Origin of the sequence: Streptomyces sp. NBC_00873, from assembly GCF_045207415.1 — a bacterium.
GTDB lineage: Bacteria > Actinomycetota > Actinomycetes > Streptomycetales > Streptomycetaceae > Streptomyces.
In genome coordinates, this window is record NZ_CP108803.1 from 6,131,048 (window position 1) to 6,154,941 (window position 23,894).

Below are 23,894 nucleotides of genomic sequence, written 5' to 3' on the forward strand. Positions count from 1 at the left end.
ACAACTGATCGGTTCCCGTACGCAAGGGGCGTCCTGCGGCGTGATCGCCGCAGGACGCCCCTTCAGTGCCCGTCTGCCGAGGTGTCAGCCGTACTGTGCACGCAGCCTGCTGTGCACCTCCGGCGCAGCCCCCATGTGGTCAAGACCCAGCAGTCCGGCGCCCAGCACCGGCGGCTCCCGCACGACCCGGACCACCGCCTTCGGGGCGCGTGCCGCGAGGAGTTCGGCGATCCGGTCGTCCAGCTGCGGGTGGCGCGCCGCCAGCACGCTGCCGCCCAGGACCACCGGTGCCTCCTCGTCCAGCAGCCCGAGGCGGGTCAGCGCGACCGACGCCATCGCGACGACCTCCTCCGCCAGCCGGTGCACGAGACCGCGCGCCACCGGGTCCCCGGCCGCACCGGTCGCGAACAGCACCGGCGTCAGCTCGTGCCGCCGCTCGAACTCGATGTGCCCCAGATGCAGCGCCGCGATCAGCGCGTACATCGAGTCGAGCCCGAAGTGCGCGGGCAGGGTGCGCGCCAGTTCGGTCGGTTCGCCGCGCCCGTCCTCGGCCCGCGAGGCGAACCACATGGCCTCCTCGGCGAGCCCCGCACCGCCGCCCCAGTCACCGGAGATCCGGCCGACGGCGGGGAAGCGCGCGGTCCGCCCGTCCGGCACCATGCCGACACAGTTGATCCCCGCACCGCAGACGACGGCCACGCCCCGGGGCTCGTCGACCCCGGCGCGCAGTATCGCGAACGTGTCGTTGCGGACCTCCACCGTGCGACCCCAGTCACGGGCCCGCAGCGCCGCGGCGAGCGCCTGCTCCTCGACCGGGAGATCGGCATTGGCCAGACACGCCGACACATGCGCGACGGAGTCCACCGGCTCGTTGTACGCCCGCGCTTTCGCCAGCGCCTCGCCGATTGCCGAGGCCAGGACGTCCACGGCCACATCGATGCCGACGGCCGGCGGCTGGAAGCCGCCTCCGCGCACCGAGCTCAGCAGCGTTCCGTCCGGTCCGATCAGGGCCACATCGGTCTTGCTGTTCCCCGCGTCGATGGCGAGGACCGCAGCGTTCACGCCCACGCGAGGTGCTCCCGGTTGTGCGCGATCAGCTTGTCGGTGAGCGCCTCGGCGTACTCGAACTGGCCGATCAGGGGGTGGGCGAGCAGCGCCTTGAACACCGCGTCTCTCCCACCCGCCCGCCCGGTGGCCCGGCGGCCGCGCAGCGCCGCTTCCAGGGCGAGGTCCTCGTACGCCGTCACGTTGGCGATCAGCCCCGCGTACAGCGGGTCCAGCTCCGGAACGGCGAGCGGCGTCGCCCCTGTGCCGTCGACCCGGGCCTGCACCTCGATCACCGCGTCGTCCGGCAGGAACGGCAGCGTCCCCTTGTTGTACGTATTGACGACCTGCACCGCCGAGCCGCCCGAGCCCAGCAGCGAGGACGCCAGGTCCACGGCCGCCTCCGAGTAGAACGCGCCGCCGCGCTTGGCGAGCAGCGTGGGCTTCTCGTCCAGCGCCGGGTCCCCGTACATGGCGAGGAGTTCCTTCTCCATCGCGGCGACCTCCGCCGCCCGGGACGGCTTGGTGCCGAGCTCCCGCACGACCTCGTCGTGGGCGTAGAAGTACCGCAGATAGTAGGAGGGGACGACGCCGAGCCGGTCGACGATCGCCCGGGGCATGCGCAGATCGCCGGCGATCGCGTCGCCGTGCTCGGCGAGCAGCTTCGGCAGGACGTTCTCGCCGTCAGGGCCGCCGAGCCGCACCCCGAGCTCCCACGTCAGGTGGTTGAGCCCGACATGGTCGAGGTGCACCTCACCGGGGGTGACGTCGAGCAGCCTGGCGAATTTCCGCTGGAGGCCGATCGCCACGTTGCACAGACCGACGGCCTTGTGGCCGGCCTGGAGCAGCGCCCGGGTCACGATCCCGACCGGATTGGTGAAGTCGATGATCCACGCGTCGGGGTTGGTGCGACGGACCCGCTCGGCGATGTCGAGGACGACCGGGACGGTGCGCAGCGCCTTGGCGAGGCCGCCGGCCCCGGTGGTCTCCTGGCCGATGCAGCCGCACTCCAGCGGCCATGTCTCGTCCTGGTTGCGGGCGGCCTGGCCGCCCACGCGCAGCTGCAGCAGGACCGCGTCGGCGTCGGCGACGCCCGCGTCGATGTCCGAGGTGGTGACGATCCGCCCCGGGTGTCCCTGCTTGGCGAAGATCCGCCGGGCGAGACCGCCGACGAGGTGGAGACGGTCGGCCGCCGGGTCGACGAGCACGAGCTCCTCGACGGGCAGCGTGTCCCGCAGCCGGGCGAAGCCGTCGATCAGTTCAGGTGTGTAGGTGGACCCGCCACCAACTACTGCGAGCTTCATAGGTCAGCCCTTTACTCCGGTCAGTGTGACGCCCTCGACAAATGCCTTTTGAGCGAAGAAGAAGACGAGGGTCACGGGGGCCATGACCAGTACGGTCGCGGCCATGGTCAGGTTCCAGTCGGTGTGGTGTGCGCGCTTGAAGGATTCCAGGCCGTAACTGAAGACATGGCGGTGTCTCCCGGTGAAGGGTTGAGGCAGGGAAGGGACGGACGTGCGAAGGGCGGGCGGGTCAGCGCGACGTGTCGAAGACTTCGTCGCGGGTGGTGGCGAGGGCGCTCTCCAGCGCCCCGCGCAGTACGGGCCTGTGCGTGACGTCACCGGTGATCAGCCGGGGCCGGGAGGCCGCCAGTTCGGCGAGCTCCCCTTGCACCCGGGCGCGCAGCGGTTCCCCGCCGGAGGCGATCAACTCGCCGGAGAGCACCACGAGTTCGGGGTCGAGTACGGCGACCATGGAGGCCAGACCGGTCGCGAGGCCGGTGGCGAACAGATCGAGGAGCCGGGCATACGGGCCGTCCTCGCCCTGCTCCGCGGCCGCGGCGGCCCGGGTGATCAGGTCTGCCGCGACCTCGTGATGGGTACCAGTGGCGCGGGTCAGCTCGTCGTTGATGCCGAGCTCACCGGCCAGCCGGGACAGCACCTGGGCGCCCGCCAGCTCCTGGAAGCCGCCCGAGTTCGCCTTGGTGACCTGACGGACCAGCGGGACACCGGGCACCGGCAGGAAACCGACCTCACCGGCGCCGCCGGTGAAGCCGCGGTGCAGCCGCCCGCCGATGACCAGGGCGGCGCCGAGCCCCTCCTCGTTCCACAGCAGGACGAAGTCGTCGTGGCCGCGGGCCGCGCCGAGCCGCTGCTCGGCCACCGCGACGAGGTTCACGTCGTTCTCGTACTCGACCGGCATCGGCAGGAAGGCGGCCAGCTCGTCGAGCAGGGTGGGGGAGTGCCAGCCGGGCAGGTGGGAGGCGTACCGCAGCCGCCCGGTACCGGGGTCGAAGGCACCCGGCGTGCCGATGACGACACGGTGCACGTCTGCGCGGGTCAGCCCGGCGTCCTTGACCGCGCCGTCCAGTGCGTCCGCCACCTGCCGCACCACACTGTCGGCACGCCGCCCGGGGGTGCGCAGCTCGAACTCGCCGACCGTCTCGCCGGTCACATCGGCGACGGCGGCGACGATCCGGTGGGCGTTCACATCGAGACCGGCGACATGGGCGGCACGGGCGTTCACCGCGTACAGCTGGGCATTGGGGCCGGGCCGTCCCGCGACGGTGCCGGTGGCGACGACCAGACCGGCCGCCTCCAGACGGGCCAGCAGCTGCGAGGCGGTGGGCTTGGAGAGGCCCGTCAGCTTCCCGATCCTGGTCCGGGAGAGAGGGCCGTGTTCCAACAGCAGATCGAGGGCGGCCCGGTCGTTCATGGCCCGCAGGACGCGGGGGGTTCCCGGTGTCGTTCCGGCCATGCGTGCTGCACCTGCCCTCTGTTAGGAAAGTTTCCTATTCGGTGAGAGGACGGTATGGCGCACGTCACCGACGCGTCAATGGGCAGAGCGCCGGTGGCAACCAAAGCGTTATCCGGGGGGCCGTACAAGGCGCTTCAGGCCGAAGCGCACCCGCTTTCGCGGGGTTCGGCAGGAGCCGGCACCCGTCTCGGCGTCAACTGCTGCACCCCTGCTGCTCCACCCCGTTTTCACACCGAAGGGCGCCCCGCTTTCACGCCGAAGGGCGCCCCGCACGGCCCCTGAGGGCCGGGCGGGACGCCCATGGATCCGCGGTGCTACTTGGCCAGGTTCGACGGCGGGATGGGCGTCGCGGCCAGCGACTGCGGCGACGTCGCCGACGCGTAGGCGGACGGTGCGGCCATCCCGGCGGTCGGGTCCGCCGCCGACGGCTCGTCCGCCTGGGCCGGGACGCCGCCGACCATCCGGATGCCCGCCTCGTCGAAGGCCAGCTTGATCCGCCAGCGCAGCTCGCGCTCCACAGCCAGCGCCTTGCCCGGCATCGTCTTCGCCGTCACCCGGACCGTCATCGAGTCCAGGAGCACGGAGTCCAGCCCGAGGATCTCCACCGGACCCCACAGGCGCTCGTTCCACGGGTCCTCCTTGGCCATCAGCCCGGCGGCCTCGGTGATCACCGTACGTACCCGGTCGAGGTCCTCCGTGGGGCGTACCTGCACATCCACCCCGGCGGTCGACCAGCCCTGGCTGAGGTTGCCGATCCGCTTCACCTCGCCGTTGCGGACGTACCAGATCTCACCGTTGTCACCGCGCAGCTTGGTGACCCGCAGACCGACCTCGATGACCTCACCGGAGGCAACGCCCGCGTCGATGGTGTCCCCGACGCCGTACTGGTCCTCAAGGATCATGAAGACACCGGAGAGGAAGTCGGTGACGAGGTTGCGCGCACCGAAACCGAGCGCCACACCGGCGACACCGGCGGAGGCGAGCAGCGGCGCCAGATCGATCTGGAAGGCACCCAGGATCATCAGGGCGGCCGTACCGAGGATCAGGAACGAAGCGACCGAACGGAGTACGGACCCGATGGCCTCGGAGCGCTGACGGCGGCGTTCCACATTGACCAGCAGGCCGCCGAGAGCGGTGCCCTCGACAGCCTGGGCGCTGCGGTTCATCCGCTCGATGAGCTTGGTCAGAGCACGGCGTATCGCGATGCGCAACATGACCGCGATGACCGCGATGAGGAGGATCCGCAGACCGGTGTTCAGCCAGGTGGACCAGTTCTCCTCCACCCAGCCCGCAGCGTTGCCGGCCTGCTTGGCGGCTTCGTCCAGCGAGCCGCCGGGCTCGGGTGACGGGGCTGCGGCCAACAGGACGGACAGGGACACGGCGGAACCTCCAGATGGACGTGGGCTGACCAACCACACTAACGGGGTATCGGGAGTGCTCCGTTGCCGTGACGGAGGGGAGAGGCACGTTTCACCTGGGCATATGGAAGGGGCAGCCGGTTCCGGGAACGGGGTGCGAGGCCGATTGTGGCCGATCACACATCGATCCCGGGACCGCTCCGGCAACGGCCTCTTGCGCACCTGTTCCGGCGCTTTTGGGCCGTGCGGACGGCAGGGACCCGGGAAAATCCTTCCGGCCCGTTACCCGCACGTGGTGGCGGATTGACCAGGCATGAGGAGAGACTGAGATCGGATCGTCCCGGCGCGAGCCACGCGCCGCCGGCGTACAAGGAGGCATCCACCGTGCCGCATGTCCTGGTTCTCAACGCGTCGTACGAGCCGCTCGGCGTCGTACCGCTCCGCCGCGCGCTCGTCCTCGTCCTGGAGAACAAGGCCATCTGCCTTGAGGAGTCAGGCGCCCTCATGCACAGCGCCACCCGCGCCATCCCAGCCCCGAGCGTCGTCCGCCTGAAGCGGTTCGTACGGGTTCCCTACCGGGGGCCCGTTCCACTGACCCGCCGGGCGCTCTTCGCCAGGGACGGCGGGCGCTGCATGTACTGCGGTGCCGCCGCGACCAGCGTCGACCATGTCATCCCCCGCAGCCGAGGCGGACAGCACGCCTGGGACAACGTGGTGGCGGCCTGCCGCCGCTGCAACCACGTCAAGGCCGACCGCCATCTGCCGGAGCTCGGCTGGCGGCTGCACCAGCAGCCCGCCCCGCCGACGGGACTCGCCTGGCGGATCATCGGGACGGGACACCGGGACCCGCGCTGGCTGCCGTACTTGCAACCCTTCGGCGCGGACGACGCGATGGCCCGGATCGATGGCATCTCAGCCTGAGGACCCGGGCCTTTGTCGTCCCCGGGGCAGCCCTAAGGGCTGTCCTCGACGGCGTACGCCTCCACCGACCAGAGCGAGTAGCCGAACTCGGTGCCCCGGGCGTCGCCCTGGACCCTGAGGAAGCGGGTGTCCTTCGCGTCCATGCGGACGGACTCCAGCCCGCCCTTGCCGTCCCGGACGGTCGCCGCCGTACGCCAGCTGCGGCCGTCCGCGGAGACCTGTATGCGGTAGCGGGAGGCGTACGCGTCCTGCCACCGCAGCACCACCTGCCCGATCCTGGCGGGCTCCGCCAGTTCCGCCTGCCACCAGGCGCCGTCCTCGGCCGGGGACGACCAGCGGGTGGCCGGATCGCCGTCCGACGCGGCGGCCGCCGGGAAGTCCGGGGTCTCGTCGCCGGACGAGGAGGCGGTGGCCGTACGCGCCAGATCGGGCCCGGCGGTCCGCGGGTAGGCCCGCACGGTGAGGGTGCTCTCCTCGCCGCCGAAGCTGATCGGCACCTCGTACTCACCGGCAGGGGTGTCCGCCGGGACGGTGATCTCCACGGGGACGTCGGTACGTGACCCGCGCGGCACCGTCGTCTGTTTCGGGATGCTCACCTCGATGCCCCGGGGCGCCTTCACGGTGAGCGCGCCGCGCACCTCGGCGGGGCGGCGGGCGGCGAGCCGCGCCGCAACCCGCTGCGGCCGGCCACCGATCTCGGCGTCCGTCTCGCCGCGTACGAGATCGAGCCCGGCAGCGGGCTCGTCGCCGAACCACGGCACGAGGGCGCGTACCTGCGGGGCTTCGGGGACGGTTCCGGATACCGCCGGTGGCAGCGTGCCCGCGCTCACGCCGGGGGCGGTCACGGCGGCACCCGTCGCCCAGCTGATCCGGATCGCGTCGGCCCGCACGCCCTTGGCCGCGGTCTGGGTCCAGCCGGACGTCGACAGCCGGCCGAGGCGGCGCCAGCCCTCGCCCGGCACATGGGCCTCGAGCCGCGCGTCCGCCGCGGCTCCGTTGCCGGGTACGGTCATCGCGGTCACCGCCTCCACCGGGCGGGCCCGGTTCAGCCGGACCGTATGGCTGCCCGGGGCCGTGGTCACCGTGCCGGCGGAACGGTCCGCGCCGGTCCAGGCGTCGGCCTCCTTGCGCACCCGGTCCAGGAAGGGGTCGAGCACCCCCTTGCCGACCGTCGCCCCGCTCGCCCTGACCGCCGCGCGCAGCGGCTCCAGGGCCAGCGACGCCTTCCACGCGGTCGCGCCGTCGCCGCGCGCCTGGGCCTGCAGCAGATCGACGGCGAGCTCACCCGCCCGCCCGTACCGGGCCAACTGCTCCGTCCAGGGCCGCACTTCGTCGTCGAGCCGCCCGTCCGCCGGGCCCTTCAGCCGCTGCGGGGCCTCCCGCATCACGGTGAAAGCGGCCCGCAGCTCGCGTGCCGCGTCGGCCCGCGCCGTGGCGTCCGCCGTCGTACGGGAGTTCCAGAACGCGGCGAGCAACGGCTGCAGATACGCCGACTCGTCGCCGCCCAGCACGGACGTCGCGCTGTTCCCGGCCAGCGCCCGCAGCGCGTCCCGGGTGCGGGCGTCGCCGCCCGCCAGATCGTCCATGGCCGCCTGCCAGGACTCCTGCGCCCGGTAGCCCTTCGGGTTCCAGGCGAAGTCGGCGGCGGTGAACAGCGGGATGCGGGACGCGGACGGCTGCTCCATCGCGTTGGCGAGCAGCGCCGCCGAGCCGATCGCGACCGCCGGGTCCCGGCCGGTGTACGGGCCGAGGAAGATGCGGTCCTGTGCGTAGTCGTTGACCGGGTAGTTGTCCATCGTGACGAGCGGATGCCGGAACGTGGCGCGCGCACCGGCCAGTTCCCCGCCGGTGATGGTCCTCGGCACTACCCCGACGCCGGTCCAGGCGATCTGCACCCGGTCGTCCAGCTCCTTCGCGAGAGCCGCGCGGTAGTCGGTGACCCCGTCCTGGTAGAACTCCGTCGGCATCACCGACAGCGGCTCCGCATCCGGGTACCGGTCCGCGAGATGCTGCGCCACCTTGCTCGCGACCCGCGCCTGAGCCCTGGCCGCCGCCTCGGGTCCGCTGCCGAAGGTGTCCGGGTCGTCGTCGCAGTGCCATTCGCTGTAGCTGACGTCCTGGAACTGCAGCTGGAAGACGCGCACGCCCAGCGCCCACATGGCGTCGATCTTCCGCGTCAGCGCCTTCACATCGCTGTCCGAGGACATGCACATGGCCTGGCCGGGGGAGACCGCCCAGCCGAGCGTCACATGCCGGGCGCGGGCCCGTTCGGCCAGTGCCCGGAAGTCGGCGCGCCGTTCGGCGGGGTACGGATCGCGCCAGCGGGCCTGCCGGTACGGGTCGTCGCCCGCCGCGTAGAGGTACCGGTTCTGCTTCGTCCGCCCCATGAAGTCGATCTGCGCGAGCCGCTCCGCGCGCGTCCACGGATGCCCGTAGAACCCCTCGGTCATGCCGCGTACGGCGGTGGCGGGCCAGTCCCGCACGGTGACCCCGGCGACGCTTCCGTTCCGGATCAGCTGACGCAGCGTCTGCACGGCGTGGAAGAGGCCGTCGTCGCCGAGGCCGTCCAGGGCGACGGTGGGGCGGCCCGCGACCGTACCGACCGCCATCCGGTAGCCGCCGGACGGCAGATCGGCGCGCTCCGGGGCGCGCAGGGCCCGCAGGGCGTCCTGGGCGTCGTCGCCGCCGAGCCGGATGACCGGCCCGCGGCCCGGCAGCGCCTCGTGGACGGTCCGTACCCCCGCGTCGCGCAGCACCTGCCGGGCCGCGTCGAGGGCGTACGGATCGGTGCGCGCACCGGCGAGGAGGGTCACCTCGGTGGAGAGCGGTACGGCGGCTCCGGACGCCTTGATGGTCTGTGGGCGCGGCCACACGGTGGGCAGCGCGCCGTCGTCCGTACGGTCGGATGTCGAAATGGTGGGAGAGCCGGGGTCCGAGGGTGCGGCGAAGGCGGCCGGGGAGCCCGTGGAGAGCAGTCCCCCGAGCACGGCGGCCGCGACGGCCGCCGCCTGCTTTCTGCGCCTGAGCTGCATGCCGTACTCCCTCGCTCCCATCGATGGGCTCCGAGCCCATCACCCGGGCGCGAGGGTGTCAATGCGTGTGGCCGTTGTGCCGCATATACCCGATATGGCGGGTGGGATGAGGTGTGGTCAGTGATCGGCGGACCACAACAGGGATGACGCCGAATGGCCGAAAATGGCGGACGGTTTACGGGTAACCGGCGCCTGAGGAACGGAATGTGACCCAGGGCACGTTGGAGTCGTTGTTGTAGCGCCTATGTCTGCGGTCGCGCCCGCTGGGTAGGCCTGCTGTGTCCACTTGTCCACGGCCAGGAGGCCGCCATGCCCGTTGCCGCGCAGCTTCTGATCTCCGCCCTGTCCGAACAGGTACCGGGTCCCGGGCCGCTCACCGGCGAACCCGCGTATGCCGACGCCATACCCCTCACCAGCGAGCCGCCGCTCGCCGCCGCCACCCCTTTGACGAGCGAGCCGCCGCTCGCCGTCGTCGCCCCGCTGACCAGCGAGCCGACCGCCCCCGGCACCGCGGGGGGCACGGAGTCCCCAGGAGTCTGAATGGGCCTGTCCCGGCTCGCCGCACTGCACGGTGTCGCCACCTCCTACTCCCCGTCCGCGGATGTCACGGTGACCGTCCCCGACGACACGGTGATCACCGTGCTCGCCGCGCTGGGCGTGGCCGCCGCCACACCCGAAGCGGTACGGGAATCACTCGCCGCCGCCGAGTCGGCGGCCGCCTCCCGGCTGCTCCCGCCGACGCTCGTGGTGTGGACCGGGGAGCCCCTGCCGTCCGCCCTGACCGCACTGCGCCCCGGCACCACACTGGACATCGAGCCCGATGGAGCGGACGGATCGCCCCGGCCGCCACGGATGAGGGTGCCGGGCGGACAGCCGGATCCGGCCGTGTCCGCGGTGAGCACTGCCACCCCCGCCTGGTGGGCCGAACCTCCGCTCGGCGTGCACCGGTTGACCGTGCGCACCCAGCGCGGCAGGTCCGCCACCAGCACTCTGATCGTCGCCCCCGCCCGGGTGCCCCAGCCGCCCCGGCGCACCCATGGCTTCCTCGTTCAGCTCTACTCCCTGCTCTCCGGCCGCTCCTGGGGCATGGGCGACCTCGGCGACCTCGCCGATCTCGCCGCCTGGTCGGGCCGGACCCTCGGCGCCGGGTTCGTCCAGGTCAACCCGTTGCACGCCGCTGTACCGGGCAGACCCACCGACCCGTCCCCGTACCGCCCCTCCTCGCGCCGCTTCCCCGACCCCGTCCATCTGCACATCGAGTCGATTCCGGAGTACGCGCACGTGCGGGACCGGGCCGCCCTCGACGACCTGCGGCACAGTGCCGAAGCCCTCAGCGAAGCGGTCCTGAACAAGGGTGCCCTGATCGACCGGGACGCCGTCTGGGAACTCAAGCGCCAGGCTCTCGAACTCGTATCGGAAGTCCCGCTGACCCCCGGCCGCCGCGCCGCCTACTGCGACTTCCTCGCCGAGCAGGGGCAGGCCCTGGAGGACCACGCCCTGTGGTGCGCCCTCGCCGAGGTGCACGGCTCCGACTGGCACGCCTGGCCGCCCGCGCTGCGCGACCCCCGCTCCCCGGCGACCGCCCGCGCCCGCGGCGAGCTCCTCGACCGGGTCGACTTCCACTGCCGGCTCGCCTGGCTGACCGACACCCAGCTCGGCGCCGCCCAGAGCGCCGCGCGGGACGCCGGGATGGCGGTCGGCATCGTCCACGACCTCGCCGTCGGCGTGCACCCCGGCGGCGCCGACGCCTGGGCGCAGCAGGACGCCTTCGCGCACGGCATGTCGGTCGGCGCACCCCCGGACGCGTTCAACGCGCGCGGCCAGGACTGGGGGCTGCCCCCGTGGCGCCCCGACGTCCTCGCCGCGTCCGGCTACGCCCCGTACCGCGGACTGCTCCGCGGTCTCCTCGCCCACGCGGGCGCACTCCGCATCGACCACGTCATGGGCCTGTTCCGGCTCTGGTGGGTTCCCGAGGGAAAGCCGCCGACCGAGGGCACATACGTCAGTCAGGACGCCGAGGCGATGCTCGCCGTCCTCGCCCTGGAGGCGCACCTGGCCGGCGCGGTCGTCATAGGGGAGGATCTCGGCACGGTCGAACCCGGCGTACGCGAAGCACTCGCCCGGCGCGGAGTGCTCGGCACGTCCGTGCTCTGGTTCGAGCGCGACTGGGCCGGCGCCGGCCGCCCGCTGCCCCCGCAGGACTGGCGCGAGGGATGCCTGGCCACCGCCACCACCCACGACCTGCCGTCCACCGCCGCCCGGCTGACCGGCGACCATGTGACCCTCCGCCACCGCCTCGGCCTGCTCACCCGCACCCTGGAGCAGGAACGGACCGAGGCCGCCACCGACACCGCCGAGTGGCTCGCCCTGCTCGCCCGACTCGGACTGTTCCCGGAGGGCGAGGGCGACGAGGAGGGCGCGGTCCGGGCCGTCCACCGCTTCCTGCTGCGCACCCCCGCCCGCATGGCCGGCATCTGGCTCCCGGACACGGTCGGCGACCGCCGCCCGCAGAACCTGCCGGGCACCTGGGACCAGTACCCCAACTGGCGGCTGCCCATCGCCGACGCGGAGGGCCACCCGGTCACCCTGGAGGAGCTTGCCGCATCACCTCGCCTGCACCGCCTGATGGAGGTCCTCGACCCCGAGAACAGTCGCCCACGTCCCCGTACGGCACCCCCGGGCGTGCGCCGCTCCTAGGCGTTCGCTACGTTTGCACCGTGGACAAGAAGAACGCAATGCGCGCCGGCGCCGTGGCGGCCGGTACGACGCTGATGATGCTGCTCATGTCGTCCCCCGCGCTTGCGCTGACGCGTGACGACGGTGACGACCCGGGCCCCGGCCTCAGCGCGATCGACACGATCGGCCTCTACGTCGTGGCCCCCATCGCTCTGTTCGTGATCATCGCGGGCCTGGTCATGCTCCTGGACAAGTCCAAGAAGCAGGCCTGACCCTCCGGTTGCGCAGCGCCCGAACTGCGTGGACCCATGAGTGCTGCCCCAGGGCGCCTCGACGTGCGTAAGGCACGTCGAGGCGCCCTGTTGTGCGTTCCGGCAGAGCGCGCCACTCATCATTGAGTTCTGCTGCGGAGTGGCGCTGGGGGCCGGAAGGGCCGGGTCCGCGGCGGCGGATAATGTGCGGACATGACCGAGTGGGACATCAAGAAGCTCCGGATTCTGCGCACGCTGAGCGAGCGCGGGACCGTCACGGCGACGGCCGAGGCGCTGCTGATGACCCCCTCCGCGGTGTCCCAGCAGCTCTCCAACCTGGCCAAGCAGCTCGGCGTACCCCTGCTGGAAGCACAGGGCCGCCGCGTCCGGCTCACCGACGCCGCACACCTCGTACTCCGCCACGCCGATGCGGTCTTCGCCCAACTGGAACGCGCCGACGCCGAGTTGACCGGCTACCTGCGGGGCGAGGCGGGGGAGGTGCGGGTCGGCGCCTTCTCGACGGCGGTGCCCGCCCTCGTCGTACCGGCGGTCCGGCTCCTGCGCGCCGCCGACCGGCCGGGACCGTCGGTACGGGTACGGGAGGCGGAGGCCGCGGAGGCGTACGAACTCCTGTCGGCCGGTGACGTCGACCTCGCGCTCTCCCTCGCCGCGCACGCGCCGACCGCCCACGACCCCCGCTTCACCCTCCTCCCCCTGATGACCGACCCGCTCGACGTCGCCCTCCCCGCCGGTCACCGGCTCGCGGACGCCCCAGGGCTCCGGCTGGCCGACCTCGCCGCCGAACCGTGGATCTTCGGCGGCTCGGGCCCCTGGTCGGAGATCACCACGGCCGCGTGCGAGGCGGCCGGGTTCGTGCCGGAGCAGGCGCACAGCGCATCCGGGTGGACCGCGATCCTCGCCATGGTCGAGGCGGGCATGGGTGTCGCCCTGATCCCGCGGATGGCATCGGCGGGACGCCGCAAGGGTGTGGTGATGCGCGTTCTGGAGGCGGACCTGCCCAGGCGCCATGTGGTGGCGGCGGTACGGCAGGGGGCGGAGGAGGGCCCGGCGGTGGCCCGGGTCCTGGCCGCGCTCGAACAGGTCAGCACGGCCCGCGCGAATACATTCAGCTGACCTGAAGAAATTGTGCGAAAACTTTCGATGGACCTGATGGTTCATTCGGCGCGACAGTTACCCACATGACCTTCGACGCGAGCGAGACCACTGCCTCGGACAACGACCCCCACGCCAACGACGCGGCCCCGTACGGCGGAGGCGACCCCTACGCCGACTACCGGACCGGCGACTTCCCCTTCATCGACCTGGTGGACCTCGCCGACCGCCGCCTCGGTGCGGGCGTGATCGCCGCGAACGACGAGTTCTTCGCCGAGCGCGAGAACCTGCTGATCCGCGAGCGCGCCGTGTTCGACCCCGAGCACTTCGGGCACAAGGGCAAGATCATGGACGGCTGGGAGACCCGCCGCCGCCGCGGCACCGACGCCGCACACCCCTTCCCGGCGCCCGAGGACCACGACTGGGCCCTCGTCCGCCTCGGCGCCCCCGGCATCATCCGTGGCATCGTCGTCGACACGGCCCACTTCCGTGGCAACTACCCGCAGCGCGTCTCGATCCAGGCGACGTCGGCCGAGGGCGCTCCCAGCCCCTCCGAGCTCCTCGCCGACGACGTGAAATGGGAGGAGATCGTCCCGCCGACCCCCGTACGCGGCCATGCCGCCAACGGGTTCGAGATCACCGGCGGCCGCCGCTACACACACATCCGCCTCTGCCAGCACCCCGACGGCGGCATAGCCCGCCTCCGCGTCCATGGCGAGGTCCTCCCCGACCCCACGTGGCTGGCGGCCCTCGGCACGATCGATCTGATCGCGGTGCTCAACGGCGGTGCGTACGAGGACGCCTCGGACCGCTTCTACTCCTCACCGACCCAGATCATCCTGCCCGGCACCTCCCGCAAGATGGACGACGGCTGGGAGAACCGCCGCCGCCGCGTACGCGACACGAACGACTGGGTCCGCTTCCGCCTGGTCGCCCAGGGCGCGGTCCGCGCGGTCGAGATCGACACGGCCTGTCTCAAGGGCAACGCAGCCGGCTGGATCGCCCTCCAGGGCCGCAACGGCGAGACGGGTGAATGGTTCGACATCATCCCCCGCACCAAGCTCCAGCCCGACACCCTCCACCGCTTCCCCCTGCGCGCGCAGGCCGTGGTCACCCACGTCCGCCTCGACGCGTTCCCGGACGGCGGCGTGGCCCGCATGCGCCTGCACGGCACGCTCACGGAATCGGGCGCCGCCGAACTGGCCGCCCGCTACGAGGAGTCGGGCGCGTAAGGCCGACCGGCAATTGGGGGGCGGCGTCACGGGGCTGGGGCACGCACCTCGCGGCGTTGTCGTCAATCACCATGTTCCCCGAGCTCTCGGCTTCGCTCGAGCAGGGGAGGCCCCATTCGCCATGGCTCAATCCTCCGCCTTGCGATGCACGCACCCCAGCCCCGCTCCTTCACCCACCCCCCAATTGCCGGTCGGCCTAACACGGAGAAGAGGTGCGCAAAGGGGGCGCTCCCCGAAGGAAGCGCCCCCACTGCTCAGCTGCTGCTGTTACTGCTACGCGGAAGCCGCCGCCGCGTCCGCCGCCTGGGCCTTCAGCGCGCGCTCCACGCCTGCCCGCGACTCGGAGACCAGCCGGCGCAGTGCCGCGCTCGGCTGCGTCGAGTCCAGCCAGGCGTCCGTCGCGTCCAGGGTCTCCTGCGAGACCTGAAGGGACGGGTAGAGGCCGACGGCGATCTGCTGGGCCATCTCGTGGCTGCGCGAGTCCCAGACGTCCTTCACCGCTGCGAAGAACTGCTCGGTGTACGGGGCCAGCAGCTCGCGCTGGTCGGTCTGGACGAAGCCGCCGATGACTGCCTCCTGGACGGCGTTCGGGAGCTTGTCCGACTCGACGACCGAGGCCCATGCCTCCGCCTTCGCCTCGGCCGTGGGGCGTCCCGCGCGGGCGTTCGCCGCGTGGCGTTCGCCGGCGGCCGTCTTGTCGCGCTCGTACTCGGCGGCGATCTCGTCCTCGTCCAGCAGGCCGACCGCGGCAAGTCGCTCGACGAACGCCCAGCGCAGCTCGGTGTCGACGGCGAGGCCCTCGACCGTCTCCGTGCCGTTGAGCAGCGCCTGGAGCAGGTCGAGCTGCTGCGGGTTGCGGGCCGTTGCCGCGAGTGCGTGGGCCCAGGCGAGCTGGTGGTCGCTGCCGGGCTCCGCGGCGCGCAGGTGGGCGAGCGTCGCCTCCGTCCAGTGCGTCAGTGCCGCCTCGCGGGACTCCGGCGCCGCGTACAGGTCCAGGGCCAGCTTCACCTGGCGGTGCAGCGACTGGACGACGCCGATGTCCGACTCCTTGCCGATGCCGGACAGGACGAGCGAAAGGTAGTCGCGCGTGGCCAGTTCGCCGTCACGGGTCATGTCCCAGGCGGAGGCCCAGCACAGGGCGCGCGGCAGCGACTCGGTGAAGTCGCCGAGGTGCTCGGTGACGACCCGCAGGGACTCCTCGTCGAGGCGGACCTTCGCGTACGACAGGTCGTCGTCGTTGAGGAGGATGACCGCCGGACGGGCGGTGTTCGCCGGGAACGGGACGGTGGTGCGTTCGCCGTCGACGTCCAGCTCGATCCGGTTCGTACGGACCAGCTTGCCGGAGTCGTCGAGGTCGTAGCAGCCGATCGCGATCCGGTGCGGGCGCAGCGTCGGCTCGCCCTTGGCGCCGGCGGGCAGCGCCGGGGCCTCCTGAAGGACGGTGAACGACGTGACGTGACCGTTCTCGTCGGTGGTGACCTCCGGGCGCAGGATGTTGATGCCCGCAGTCTCCAGCCACGCCTTCGACCAGGTCTTCAGGTCGCGGCCAGAGGTCTCCTCCAGCGCGCCCAGCAGGTCGGACAGGCGGGTGTTGCCGAACGCGTGCGCCTTGAAGTACGCCTGGACGCCCTTGAAGAACTCGTCCGTGCCGACGTACGCCACCAGCTGCTTCAGGACCGAGGCGCCCTTGGCGTACGTGATCCCGTCGAAGTTGACCAGGACGTCGTCCAGGTCACGGATGTCCGCCATGATCGGGTGCGTGGACGGCAGCTGGTCCTGGCGGTAGGCCCAGGTCTTCTCGGAGTTGGCGAACGTGGTCCAGGAGTTCGGCCACTTCGAGCCCTCCGCGTACGCCTGGCAGGCGACCGAGGTGTACGTGGCGAACGACTCGTTCAGCCACAGGTCGTTCCACCACTCCATGGTGACGAGGTCACCGAACCACATGTGCGCCAGCTCGTGCAGGATGGTCTCCGCGCGCCGCTCGTACGCCGCGTCCGTCACCTTCGAGCGGAACACGTACTGGTCGCGAATGGTGACCGCGCCCGCGTTCTCCATCGCGCCCGCGTTGAACTCCGGGACGAACAGCTGGTCGTACTTGGCGAACGGGTAGTCGTAGTCGAACTTCTCCTGGAACCAGTCGAAGCCCTGCCGCGTGACGTCGAAGATCGCGTCCGCGTCGAGGAACTCGGCGAGCGAGGGACGGCAGTAGATGCCGAGCGGAACGGACTGGCCGTCCTTCTCGTAGCTGCTGTGCACCGCGTGGTACGGACCGGCGATCAGGGCCGTGATGTACGTCGAGATGCGCGGCGTCGGCTCGAAGACCCAGACGTCGTCCTTGGGCTCCGGAGTGGGGGAGTTCGAGATGACTGTCCAGCCCGTCGGCGCCTTCACGGTGAACTGGAAGGTCGCCTTCAGGTCGGGCTGCTCGAAGCTCGCGAACACCCGGCGGGCGTCCGGCACCTCGAACTGCGTGTACAGGTACGCCTGCTGGTCCACCGGGTCGACGAAGCGGTGCAGGCCCTCGCCGGTGTTGGTGTACGCGCAGTCCGCGACGACCCGCAGCTCGTTGGAGCCCGCGTGCAGGTGCGGCAGTGCGATCCGCGAGTCGCGGAAGACGGCGGCGACGTCGAGGGCCTTGCCGTTCAGCTCGACCTCGTGCACGGCCGGGGCGACCAGGTCGATGAAGGTCTCCGCACCGGCTTCGGCGGAGTCGAAGCGCACGGTGGTGACGGACCGGTAGGTGCCGCCCTCCTGTGCGCCGGAGAGGTCGAGATCGATCTCGTACGCGTCCACGGTCAGCAGGCGCGCCCGCTCCTGTGCCTCTTCGCGGGTCAGATTCGTGCCAGGCACCCGGTCATCTCCTTGATATGTGATGTTTCCCGGCCATCCTTCCACGCGGAGCGCGCGCAACGCTATGTCCGTTTTCCGCCGGACCCCGGCGGTGCCACGCGCGACGCTCGAACCATGACCGGCTACGAGGCACGTCCCATCGAACCTGCTGTCCTCAAGGAGCTCCGCGACACCGACGACGCGGGCCGTCCCTGCGTCCCGTACACCGAGCGGGAAGGCGGCAGCCCGCTGCGCTGCTGTCTGCGAGGCGTCGAGCCGGGGGAGCGGATCGCCCTCGTCTCGTACGCGCCGCTGCGCCGCTGGGCGGCCGCGACCTGGGCCAGGCCCGGGGCGTACGACGAGCAGGGCCCCGTCTACATCCACGCCGAGGAGTGCGAGGGCCCGGCGGCGGACGGGGACGGCTATCCGTTCGCCAGGGTCGGCGCGCTGCGTACGGTCCGCCGCTACAACGCGGACGGCCACATCGTCGGCGGCCGTCTGCTGGAGATCCCCGCCGACCCGTCGCGGGGCTTCGACGAGGCGTTCGCGGAGGCGTTCGCCGACCCGGAGGTGGCGCTGGTGCACGTCAGGGCCGTCGAGTACGGCTGCTTCCACTTCGAGGTCCGCAGGCCGCAGGGCTGACGGGGGGCGAGAGGGGGACGGACAAAGGTATCGGCGGGCACCCTGCCGGGTGCCCGCCGATACCTTTGTCCGTGCGACGCGTCAGCCGTTCAGTTCCGCCGCGACGAGCTCCGCGATCTGCACCGCGTTCAGCGCCGCGCCTTTGCGCAGGTTGTCGCCGGAGACGAAGAGCGCCAGCCCGTTCTCCACGGTCTCGTCGGCCCGGATGCGGCCCACGTACGACACGTCCTGGCCGGCCGCCTGGAGCGGGGTCGGGATCTCCGAGAGCTCGACGCCCTCGGCACCCTTCAGCAGCTCGTGGGCGCGCTCGACGCTGATCGGGCGGGCGAAGCGGGCGTTGATCTGGAGGGAGTGGCCGGAGAAGACCGGGACCCGGACGCAGGTTCCGGACACCTTGAGCTCCGGGATCTCCAGGATCTTGCGGGACTCGTTGCGGAGCTTCTGCTCCTCGTCGGTCTCGAACGAGCCGTCGTCGACGATCGCGCCGGCCAGCGGCAGCACGTTGAAGGCGATGGGCCGCTTGTAGACGGCCGGCTCGGGGAACTCGACGGCGCCGCCGTCGTGGGTGAGCTTGTCGGCGTCGGCGATCACCTTGGACGCCTGCCCGTGCAGCTCGGCGACGCCGGCCAGACCGGAGCCGGAGACCGCCTGGTAGCTGGTGACGACCAGTGCGTCGAGGCCGGCCTCGTCGTGCAGCGGGCGCAGCACGGGCATCGCGGCCATCGTGGTGCAGTTCGGGTTCGCGATGATGCCCTTGGGGCGGTTCTTGATCGCGTGCGGGTTGACCTCGGAGACGACGAGCGGGACCTCGGGGTCCTTGCGCCACGCGGAGGAGTTGTCGATCACGACGGCGCCCTGGGAGGCGACCTTCTCGGCGAGCGCCTTGGAGGTCGCGCCACCGGCGGAGAACAGCACGATGTCCAGACCCGTGTAGTCCGCGGTGGAGGCGTCCTCGACCGTGATCTCCTGGCCTTCCCACTCGATCGTGGAACCTGCGGAGCGCGCGGAGGCGAACAGCCGCAGCTCGTCGGCCGGGAACTTCCGCTCGGCCAGGATCCTGCGCATGACTGTGCCGACCTGACCGGTGGCGCCGACGATTCCGACCTTCACAGGGACTCCTTCAAACGTACGAACTGGCGCGGTTGCCGTTCCATGATGCGTAGGTCCACGGCTTCCTTGTCCAATCCATTGTCCGGCAGACGGACAGCGGGCGCGGATCGAACGTTTCGCGGCGCCCCGGCGGCAGAGGGGAAACACGCTCCGGGGGAGGCAGTCCTCGCTGAGGAGGAGAGCCGCGGGAGCGGGGGCGGGACCACCTCGGCCCGGCACAGGTGGACCGGGTCCGCGCGGTCCTGCCGCGGGAACGGGAAAGGGCGGGCGTTCACGGGAACGCCCGCCCCACTGTCGTACGGATCACACATTCAGCGTGCTGCGGTCACGGCGTGACCTTCTCGATCACGACGCTGCCGGTGCCCGCCGCGGTGCCGCGGCTGTTCACCAGCTGGACCTCGCCGAAGAACTGACGTCCCTCGGGAGCCGCACCGGCGACCACGACCTCGGCGCCGACCTGTGCCGAGGCGCCGTTGGCCAGGTTCACGGCCTTCGACTCGTCGACCTTGAGCGTGCCGAGCGACGGGGTGTAGTACACGTCGCGATAGTTGTACGTGGTGGTCCCGGCCGGGACCGAGTAGCCGTCGACGCGAATCGTGTACGTACCCGCGGCGGGCTTCACCAGGCTGACCGCTTCCTCCGCGCCCGCGCTCGTGGAGGAGCCGACCTGGTTGCCGTCCTTGTCGAGGACGTACAGGTCCAGGTCGGCGTTGGCGTCCGAGGTGCCGCCGATGGCGACGTCCAGCTTCTCGACGCCCGCACCGATGGTGACGGTGGTGATCTGCTGGTCCTTCGTCTTGATCGACGGGGTGGCGACCTTGGCCGAGCCCAGCGAGCCGCCCTTGAGCTTGCCCTCCAGGTCGCCCGCACCGTTGGTGACGGTCCAGTTCACCGCGGTCGGCGTGCCGATCTTCGCCTCCGGCAGCGTCTGCACGGCCGGGTCGAAGGACGCGCCGAGCAGGGAGACATCGAGCGTGAACGGGTTGTCCAGCAGCGGCGACGTGCGCCGTGCCTCGACCTCGATCTCCCAGACACCGGCCTGCGGGTCGGCGTACGAGCGCACGTCGGGGCGGCAGGTGTTGGTCGGGTTGTCGTAGTTCGGGTAACAGAACGGCGTTCCGCTGTTCTCCATCGACACCCCGTACGGGTGGATGGAGATGAACCGCGTCTGGCTGCCCGAGCGCAGGGCGCTCATCGCGACCTCAAGGGTCTTGGCGCCCTCCGGCACGTTCACGAAGTACGACGTGGTGCCGTTGCGCTGCACCGAGCCGGACGCCGTGAACGCGTAGGCGGGCTTCACCAGGTCCTTGGCGACGACGACCGTGGCGAGGATCTGCTGGTCCACACCGGAGGTCTTCGCGTCATCGACCTGCAGGATCGCGCTGTGCACGCCCGCGCTGCCCGGCTTCGCCTGGACCTTGACGGTCACCGGCTCGCCCAGCGGCAGCGATACGGTGCTGCTGCCGGTGAGCGCGAAGGTGCCGTCGTTGTTCTTCCAGGACAGCTCGTGCGCGACGGCCTTGTCCGGGCCCGTGGTGCGGGTGACCGTGACGTCGTACGACTTCGTCTGGCCGGCCTTCAGGCCGCCCTCGCGGTCGTACAGGCCGGTGCCGAAGCCGGGCGTCTTCAGCGCGAAGTCGATCGCCGTGTCGACCGGGGCCTTCACCGCGTACTCGTGCGCCGGGGCACCCTGCTTCTCGATGAGCTTCCAGGCGCCGACGATGTCGATCAGACCGGCGCCCTGGGCGTGCGCGGGCACACCCTTGATGTGGGTGGCGGTGCTGGTCAGCGCGGTGCGCAGATCGGCGGGCGGCAGCGCGATGTGCTTCTGCTTCGCGGCCGACAGCAGCAGCGCGGTGGCACCGGCGGCCTGCGGCGAGGCCATCGAGGTGCCCTGCAGCATGGAGTAACCGGCCGGCAGGTCGTAGCCCGCCTCCTTGACCGGGCCGCCGGGCAGCCAGGTCTGGGTGCTGTTGATCGCGGCACCCGGGGCCGTCAGGGTCGGCGTGAAGCCGCCGTCCTCACGCGGACCGCGCGAGGAGAACGGCATCATGTCGTACTTCTTGGTGACGTCCGAGCCGTAGTTGGCGGCCCACGTCTCCTTGGAGATGGACGCGCCGACGGAGATGACGTGATCGGCGAGGCCGGGGTCACCGATGGTGTTGACACCCGGGCCGTTGTTCCCGGCCGAGATGACCAGCTGGACGCCGTACATGTCGATGAGCCGCTTGTAGAGCCGCGCGCGGGCGTTGTTGCCGTCGTTGAGCGGCGGCAGGCCACCGATCGACATGTTGACGACATCGACACCGCGGTTCACGACGAGGTCGGTCATGCCCTCCATGAGCGCGATGTTGGTGCAGCCGCCGGTCCAGGTGCAGGCGCGCGAGGAGACGATCTTCGCGCCGGGCGCGGCGCCGTTCATCTTGCCGCCGAACAGCCCGTTGGCGGAGGTGATGCCGGCGACGTGGGTGCCGTGCTCGCTCTCGATGACACCGATGTTGACGTAGTCGGCCTTGTCGCCGGCCGCGTTGTACACGACGTCCTTGCGGGTCTCGACGACGAACGGGATGCGCTCGACGACATCGGTCGCCGGATCGTCCGTGCCGAAGTAGCCGACCTGGTGGCCGTCCTTGTACGGCTTCATGACGGCGTCGTCTCTGAAGTTCGCGTCGTTGTCCAGGTCGACGCGGGTGGTGCCGGCGACCGGGTCGTAGAGCACGGCCCAGACGTCGGTGGTGTCGCCGTCCCGGTTCAGGTCTCCGGCCATGTCGCCACCCTTGGTGGCGGCCTCGGAGAAGAGCTGGATCTTGTACGAGCCGTCCGGCGCCGAATAGGTGCGGCCGCCGAAGGTGAAGGTCGGGCCGCTCACCGAGTCGGTCATCCGCAGCCAGGTGCCGTCGCGGTCACTGACCGGGTCGGTGGCCGTCACCCAGTCGACGATCTTGCGCTCGCCGGTGCTGGTCTTCTGGAGCGCCGGGTGACCGAGGTCGACACCCGAGTCCAGGATGCCGATGGTCACGCCGCGGCCGTCGGCCTTCGGGTGCTGCTCCACGAAGTCGACCGCACCCGTCTCGAAGGACGGGTTGTACGGGTTCTTCGCCGGCGTCCTGCTGCTGGGCGCCGGGTAGGTGCCCGTGGACGTCGTCTCCGCCCCGGCGGCCCGGTCGCCCGAGGGCGTCGGGTCGTCGAGCATGATCTCCTGCTTGAGATCGATGCCCTGGACGGACGTCAGCTTCGAGGCCGCCTTGATGGTCGCCTCGGCGGTCGCGGTCGGTACGGTCGCGCGGACGTAGCCGAGCTTGTCGTACGTACGTCCCAGCACGGACCCCTTGACGGCTTCCAGCTGCTTGGTGACCTGCTCGGTCGCACCGGGCGCGGTGGCGACCATCATGGTGATGTTCTTCTCGCCCTTGGCCTGCGCCTCGGTCAGAACATCGGCATCGGCCGCACCGAGCTTGTCGCTGTCGGCGGCTGCCTTCACGGGGGTGGTGGCCGGGCCGTCGGCGGCGAAGACCGGGGCGGCACCGGAGGCGGCCAGTGCGGCCACCAGACCGGCAGCGGCCGCGACTCGGGCCACGCGTCTTGCCCCGGGTATGGAAATGGGGGATTCGGAGGTCATCAGCATCCCTGTATGTGAAAGAGAAAGTCCGGAATTCGGTACCGGATGACCGCTCAGCCTTTCGCAAATGGGAGGGGTTTGTGGAGGGTTGACGTGTCCGAGTTGCCGCCGTGGCGTACTTCCGCCAACGGGGCTGATGCGCCATGAGGGATGAACCCGGTGATAACTCCCGTATCACCGGGGCAGGATGACCACATCCGCTGCGGGGTCACGGTCGGCGGCCGCCATCAGCGCGGTACGCACCACGGTCGCCTGCTGCTCCGGTGCTTCCTGGAGCCTCTTCGGCGTGAGGTGGACGACGGTGACGCCGAGCCCTTCCAGATGCTCCCGCTCGGCGGCGTACGCGGACCACCGGGCGTCGTGCCCGGCCTGAGACCGGTCGTCGTCGAGCGCGCTGTGCCGGGGCGCCCCGGTGTCGAGCTCGACGGCGACCGCCTCGTCCGGCCAGTAGGCGTCCACCCCGCCCAGATGCGGCCCGCCCGGCAGCCGGAGGTCCACATTCCACAACGGCTCCGGCAGGTCGTACGTCCGCACCATCTCGTACAACCGGCACTCCGCCGACGCCCGCCCCTCGGCGATCAACGAGTCCACGGCGTGCACGACATAGGTCCGGCCCAGGAGCTTGGCGCGGCTCAACTCCCGTACCGCCGCGGCCGGCTCGCAAAGCCCGCCGCGGACCGCCTCGGTGAGCAGCCGGTGTGCGGCGGAGGCGTCCCCGATCCCGGCGACCGCGTCCGCGAGCGCCCGCGCCACGGGGGCCACCGGCAGCCCGGCGAGCCGGACCGGGCTGGGCAGCTCGGCCGTCCGCACCACGTGCGCGTACCGGGCGGACCGCAATCGGCGGGTGCGGGGCACCAGAACGTCGATCCGGTCGAGCGAGCCCAGCGGCGGTGCGAGGGAGAACCCGTACAGGGCGAGCGCGGCGAGCCCGGTGACCATGCCTTCGCCGTACCCCGCCCCCGTCGCGCCGCGCCGCCGTCCGGCGTACAGCAGGGCGGACCGCAGCCGCTCCTCACCGGTGGGCGGCCCCGGGTGCAGCACATACACACCGGGCAGCGGTTGCTGCCACGGTCCACCGTCCCGGCATTGTGCGGCGGCGCGGGCGGGGGATACCCCGTGAGCCTTCAACTCCTCGACGGAGAGCACGCGTTGCTCTACGTGAGCGGGGAGGCGGATGGGGCGGGAGGAGAGCGGGGTGTTCTGGGTCATGTTCCGGGGTATGCCGCACGCCGTCGTGCGGCTAACCCCTGTTACACGCCCGTCGACGATTCAGGACAAGCCCGCTCTAAAGGACGGGAGTTCGACAACCG

Annotated in this window: 16 protein-coding genes and 1 pseudogene; 7 read left to right on the plus strand and 10 right to left on the minus strand. The window is 71.4% G+C overall.

The window, feature by feature from the left end; translation table 11 throughout:
* Positions 1–84: 84 nt before the first annotated feature.
* The 5 genes and pseudogenes from OH809_RS28290 to OH809_RS28310 all read right to left on the minus strand — a co-directional run bounded on the left by OH809_RS28290 (position 85) and on the right by OH809_RS28310 (position 5,180).
* Positions 85–1,068, minus strand: coding sequence for an N-acetylglucosamine kinase (locus tag OH809_RS28290; RefSeq protein WP_406515815.1), 984 nt, complete (start codon positions 1,066–1,068; stop codon positions 85–87).
* On the minus strand, positions 1,059–2,348 hold the full coding sequence (locus OH809_RS28295) for a 6-phospho-beta-glucosidase (RefSeq protein ID WP_406419480.1): 1,290 nt from the start codon (positions 2,346–2,348) through the stop codon (positions 1,059–1,061). The genes OH809_RS28290 and OH809_RS28295 overlap by 10 nt, the downstream gene beginning before the upstream one ends.
* Positions 2,349–2,351: 3 nt before the next feature.
* Positions 2,352–2,507 (minus strand): annotated as a pseudogene (locus OH809_RS28300) (carbohydrate ABC transporter permease); the annotation flags it as partial.
* A 70-nt stretch (positions 2,508–2,577) separates the two neighbouring features.
* The gene (locus OH809_RS28305) at positions 2,578–3,801 is read right to left on the minus strand and encodes an ROK family protein (protein WP_406419478.1); all 1,224 of its coding nucleotides are present in this window, start codon (positions 3,799–3,801) and stop codon (positions 2,578–2,580) included.
* 314 nt (positions 3,802–4,115) lie between these two features.
* Positions 4,116–5,180 carry a mechanosensitive ion channel family protein gene (locus OH809_RS28310; protein WP_406419476.1) on the minus strand — a complete coding sequence of 355 codons (1,065 nt, stop codon included), beginning with the start codon at positions 5,178–5,180 and terminating at the stop codon, positions 4,116–4,118.
* A gap of 363 nt (positions 5,181–5,543) precedes the next feature.
* On the opposite strand from OH809_RS28310, the gene OH809_RS28315 reads away from it, so the two are divergent.
* Positions 5,544–6,080: an HNH endonuclease gene (locus OH809_RS28315; RefSeq protein ID WP_037698282.1), complete on the plus strand. Its 537-nt coding sequence runs from the start codon at positions 5,544–5,546 to the stop codon at positions 6,078–6,080.
* A 32-nt stretch (positions 6,081–6,112) separates the two neighbouring features.
* On the opposite strand, the gene OH809_RS28320 is transcribed toward OH809_RS28315, so the two are convergent.
* Complete coding sequence (locus OH809_RS28320; protein WP_406419474.1) at positions 6,113–9,112, minus strand: beta-N-acetylglucosaminidase domain-containing protein; 3,000 nt, start codon at positions 9,110–9,112, stop codon at positions 6,113–6,115.
* A gap of 309 nt (positions 9,113–9,421) precedes the next feature.
* Here OH809_RS28320 and OH809_RS28325 point away from each other — a divergent pair, with 309 nt between their 5' ends.
* From OH809_RS28325 to alc, 5 genes are all read left to right on the plus strand, one after another.
* Complete coding sequence (locus tag OH809_RS28325; RefSeq protein WP_406419472.1) at positions 9,422–9,652, plus strand: hypothetical protein; 231 nt, start codon at positions 9,422–9,424, stop codon at positions 9,650–9,652.
* The gene (malQ, locus tag OH809_RS28330; protein ID WP_406419471.1) at positions 9,653–11,809 is read left to right on the plus strand and encodes a 4-alpha-glucanotransferase; all 2,157 of its coding nucleotides are present in this window, start codon (positions 9,653–9,655) and stop codon (positions 11,807–11,809) included.
* 20 nt (positions 11,810–11,829) lie between these two features.
* Positions 11,830–12,060, plus strand: a complete 231-nt coding sequence (locus OH809_RS28335; RefSeq protein WP_266985615.1) for a hypothetical protein — start codon at positions 11,830–11,832, stop codon at positions 12,058–12,060.
* Between the two features lie 192 nt (positions 12,061–12,252).
* Positions 12,253–13,173, plus strand: coding sequence for a LysR substrate-binding domain-containing protein (locus OH809_RS28340; protein WP_406419469.1), 921 nt, complete (start codon positions 12,253–12,255; stop codon positions 13,171–13,173).
* Between the two features lie 65 nt (positions 13,174–13,238).
* Entirely contained in the window at positions 13,239–14,384 is a 1,146-nt protein-coding gene (alc, locus tag OH809_RS28345; RefSeq protein WP_406419467.1) for an allantoicase, read from the plus strand.
* Positions 14,385–14,657: 273 nt separating this feature from the next.
* Here alc and pepN read toward each other — a convergent pair whose 3' ends face one another.
* A complete protein-coding gene (pepN, locus tag OH809_RS28350; RefSeq protein ID WP_406419465.1) occupies positions 14,658–17,234 on the minus strand; it encodes an aminopeptidase N in 2,577 nt (858 codons plus the stop codon).
* 114 nt (positions 17,235–17,348) lie between these two features.
* Between pepN and OH809_RS28355 the strand changes: the two genes are divergently transcribed.
* Positions 17,349–17,855 (plus strand): DUF1203 domain-containing protein, encoded by a 507-nt coding sequence (locus OH809_RS28355; protein WP_406419463.1) that lies wholly within the window; start codon positions 17,349–17,351, stop codon positions 17,853–17,855.
* A gap of 81 nt (positions 17,856–17,936) precedes the next feature.
* Here OH809_RS28355 and OH809_RS28360 read toward each other — a convergent pair whose 3' ends face one another.
* The 3 genes from OH809_RS28360 to OH809_RS28370 all read right to left on the minus strand — a co-directional run bounded on the left by OH809_RS28360 (position 17,937) and on the right by OH809_RS28370 (position 23,793).
* Positions 17,937–18,965, minus strand: coding sequence for an aspartate-semialdehyde dehydrogenase (locus tag OH809_RS28360; protein WP_406419461.1), 1,029 nt, complete (start codon positions 18,963–18,965; stop codon positions 17,937–17,939).
* 325 nt (positions 18,966–19,290) lie between these two features.
* Complete coding sequence (locus OH809_RS28365) at positions 19,291–22,590, minus strand: S8 family serine peptidase (RefSeq protein WP_406419459.1); 3,300 nt, start codon at positions 22,588–22,590, stop codon at positions 19,291–19,293.
* Positions 22,591–22,758: 168 nt separating this feature from the next.
* The gene (locus tag OH809_RS28370) at positions 22,759–23,793 is read right to left on the minus strand and encodes a hypothetical protein (RefSeq protein WP_406419457.1); all 1,035 of its coding nucleotides are present in this window, start codon (positions 23,791–23,793) and stop codon (positions 22,759–22,761) included.
* Positions 23,794–23,894 lie beyond the last annotated feature (101 nt).

Excerpts from the sequence above, each read along its gene's own strand:
- OH809_RS28295 (WP_406419480.1), bottom strand. The coding sequence starts at position 2,348 with ATGAAGCTCGCAGTAGTTGGTGGCGGGTCCACCTACACACCTGAACTG.
- OH809_RS28305 (WP_406419478.1), bottom strand. The coding sequence starts at position 3,801 with ATGGCCGGAACGACACCGGGAACCCCCCGCGTCCTGCGGGCCATGAAC.
- OH809_RS28320 (WP_406419474.1), bottom strand. The coding sequence starts at position 9,112 with ATGCAGCTCAGGCGCAGAAAGCAGGCGGCGGCCGTCGCGGCCGCCGTG.
- OH809_RS28325 (WP_406419472.1), top strand. The coding sequence starts at position 9,422 with ATGCCCGTTGCCGCGCAGCTTCTGATCTCCGCCCTGTCCGAACAGGTA.
- malQ (WP_406419471.1), top strand. The coding sequence starts at position 9,653 with ATGGGCCTGTCCCGGCTCGCCGCACTGCACGGTGTCGCCACCTCCTAC.
- OH809_RS28340 (WP_406419469.1), top strand. The coding sequence starts at position 12,253 with ATGACCGAGTGGGACATCAAGAAGCTCCGGATTCTGCGCACGCTGAGC.
- alc (WP_406419467.1), top strand. The coding sequence starts at position 13,239 with ATGACCTTCGACGCGAGCGAGACCACTGCCTCGGACAACGACCCCCAC.
- OH809_RS28355 (WP_406419463.1), top strand. The coding sequence starts at position 17,349 with ATGACCGGCTACGAGGCACGTCCCATCGAACCTGCTGTCCTCAAGGAG.
- OH809_RS28365 (WP_406419459.1), bottom strand. The coding sequence starts at position 22,590 with ATGCTGATGACCTCCGAATCCCCCATTTCCATACCCGGGGCAAGACGC.
- OH809_RS28370 (WP_406419457.1), bottom strand. The coding sequence starts at position 23,793 with ATGACCCAGAACACCCCGCTCTCCTCCCGCCCCATCCGCCTCCCCGCT.